The following is a 2,737-nucleotide window of genomic DNA, read 5'->3' as shown; positions in this document are numbered from 1 at the left end:
CACAGAACTGCTGATAGACAGGCCGCAACCAATGCGGTTTTGCCGTCCCGACGCGTGTAGCGAAGGTAACAGCGAAATCCCGTTTACATTGGGTGAGCACTTGTTGGCAGTCTGGTTACGTTCTCCCTACGGTCTGCAAGCCTTAAGTAGTTCCCTCTATAATGATTTATGGGAAAACCACGGTGTAATGGCGAAGAAATTGGATGAGCCAGAAGGCAGTTTAGAACCCCGGATTGAACAGTGGTTGAGACAAAAATTGGAAGCCGGACAGCGTATTGAAAACATGTCCGGTCAGGATTATCTATTGGCTATGGAACGAGAAAAATAACAGGAGCACCTATTTATGAGTAAAGCTAATTCGGTTTATTGTCCTGATTGCCCGGGAATGTTAAAGAACAAAATAGAAATTCAGCTTGTTGATGAACACAATAAACCCATCTCTAATATGCCCTATATTTTAAAAAATAATAAAATTGAGCGTAAGGGAATGACGGATGGAAACGGAATGATCCGAGCAGAAAAATTGCTTGCTTCTCCTTTACGTTTATTTCTCAGTGGGCAAAAACTTGCAGATGAGATGGAGACACGACCATTACGATCATTGCGTGGTGAATCTAATTCAACAGTAAAGCCAGATGCCGAATCCAAAGGTTGTTTTTATCGTTATGCTGTCATTGGTGAGTTGTGTGACAAAGCCCCTGATATTGCAGAGTGGGAACAAGCTAAGTTTGGGCTACCTTACTACCATTTTCCGAAAGAAAATGAATTTAAAGGATTAGAGTTTTACGGTGAGGATTTTAATCAACGTCATGTGATTGAGGTCTGTCCGTTTAGGGCATGGTCTTTAATCCTGAAACATACACCAAACTACGATATCGTGAATGCGTATAACCTAGGACTCATGTCACTATTGGTGTATAAGGATGAAGTGATGGTTGACCCAGATTCTCCTGATATTGATATGAGGGAATTTATTAATACTCCCGATACGGTCACTTCTTTTTTCTACCAGCAGTGCTTTGACTTATCAAAAGCCCCCGTTATCAATGATCATTCCGTTTATCCCGCGATTGTAAACGATGTCCCATTTAAAGAACGTTATCGACCGGCAATATTCCTGGATGTTGAACAAGTGAAAACGCCTGAAACGTTTGAGCATGATACTCAAATGTTTTTTGTTGAAAATGAAACGCAAATTATTGCGGCATGGAGAGGGACGGCAAGCCTGAGAGATGCGCTTACGGACGGGACTTATCGCCCCATACCATGCCCGGAGAATATTCTTCCCGGTGGAAAAGCCAAGGTTCATAAGGGCTTTTTAGAAGCGTATCAGTGCATGGAGAAATATTTTATAAATAGAATTAAAAGTATAAAAGATAAATCATACTCTGGGATTAAAAAGTTATATATCTGCGGGCATAGTTTAGGGGGGGCACTGGCTTTATTACATGCCACAGAGCTAAGACAGAATAACCCGCTCCTTTATACGTATGGAATGCCGAGAGTCTTCACGGGAAGTGGAGTCAAAGCCTTAACGTCACTGAATCATTTCCGACATGTCAATGATGCTGATACTGTAACGAGCGTGCCATTTGATACCAATATGGATAACTGGTTATTTGAAATTTACGGGCCACTAGGAACCATTTTTGGCTTTAGCTGGACCTTAGCCACATTACCCACCATTCCAATACAAAAATATCTCCCCGAAATTGGTGAAGTATATTATCACCAAGGGAATACCGTGAGTTTCTTCCAGGCGAGGCAACTCGGTGAAGAAAGAATTCCAAGTAAGAATGGAATCGGTTTTGTGGGTAAAAAAGGTTGGCGAATGAATGGCACCTATAAGTTTTATTTAGTTCCGAGCCTAGCTAACTCCTTAGATAAAGGGCTAGAGAAAGAACAACAGGAATATGTGAACTCATTAAAGGGAGATAAGTCTGTTATCGATGAAATTTTCCCACAATGGAATAATCCTGATTTAGATACGATCATGACGATGGCAACAGACCACTTTATGGGCAGTAAATATCAAGCCATTATAAATAATCAATTGCTCAGTTTCTTAGAGCCAACGAAAACGCCTAAGCTAATAGATTCAAGAGGGAAATTTGATGAAATCATACATCATCACGATGCCTCTCCACTGAGTGCAAAACGTAACACCACTTTTATGGCACTCGAAAATAAACTGCACGATGTTTTTAAACAAGATGTTAACCAAGATGAATTATTGAAACATGCTCTTGAGCGATATAAGGAAAGCACCCATGAAATCTCTATGCAATAAAAGCGTATTATTCTCCCTACTTGCTGTGTTTTTCATACAAGGATGCGCGCAAAGCAACTCATTCTCTCCACCGATTAATGGAGAGACTGTTCATTTTACGGCCACTATGCCTGATGAGTTGGATGCCTTACCCATTTCAGCCATGTACCGTTCTAAAATTTGTCGCAAAGAGCGCCGGACCGCGAATATGAAATCGTATTCTGTTCCGGGTTTTCATCGTGCCACCTACCCTCTGTCAATCGGTCAGTCAAATCAAGTTGAGGTCAGTGTCCCTCAGGAGGGAGGGGGGAAGTGTGATTGGAAACTGAGTAATATTGCTTTCGAAGTGAAGCTGAAAGATACGTCAACAATTGCGCCTCTTATTGACGATAATTTTGGATTTAATACGACATTTGTGATTGATGGTAATGCACCACAAGAGTTCGATGGTGGATATATAAAAAAAAA

The 2,737-nt window shown here is 41.1% G+C and carries 1 protein-coding gene and 2 pseudogenes; all 3 read left to right on the top strand.

Annotated elements, in window-relative coordinates; all coding sequences use genetic code 11:
• Positions 1 to 328 (top strand): annotated as a pseudogene (locus tag Xbed_RS18265) (DUF4123 domain-containing protein); the annotation flags it as partial.
• A gap of 15 nt (positions 329 to 343) precedes the next feature.
• Positions 344 to 2,290 (top strand): lipase family protein, encoded by a 1,947-nt coding sequence (locus tag Xbed_RS18260; RefSeq protein WP_086114252.1) that lies wholly within the window; start codon positions 344 to 346, stop codon positions 2,288 to 2,290.
• Positions 2,271 to 2,737: pseudogene (locus Xbed_RS18255) on the top strand (hypothetical protein); the annotation flags it as partial. The gene Xbed_RS18260 and the pseudogene Xbed_RS18255, both read left to right, overlap by 20 nt.

The sequence above is a fragment of the Xenorhabdus beddingii genome (assembly GCF_002127545.1).
Lineage (GTDB): Bacteria > Pseudomonadota > Gammaproteobacteria > Enterobacterales > Enterobacteriaceae > Xenorhabdus > Xenorhabdus beddingii.
This window is presented reverse-complemented; position numbering and strand designations above follow the sequence as displayed.

What these genes read in the sequence shown, in the direction of transcription:
- Xbed_RS18260 (WP_086114252.1), top strand. Translation starts at nt 344, where the DNA reads ATGAGTAAAGCTAATTCGGTTTATTGTCCTGATTGCCCGGGAATGTTA.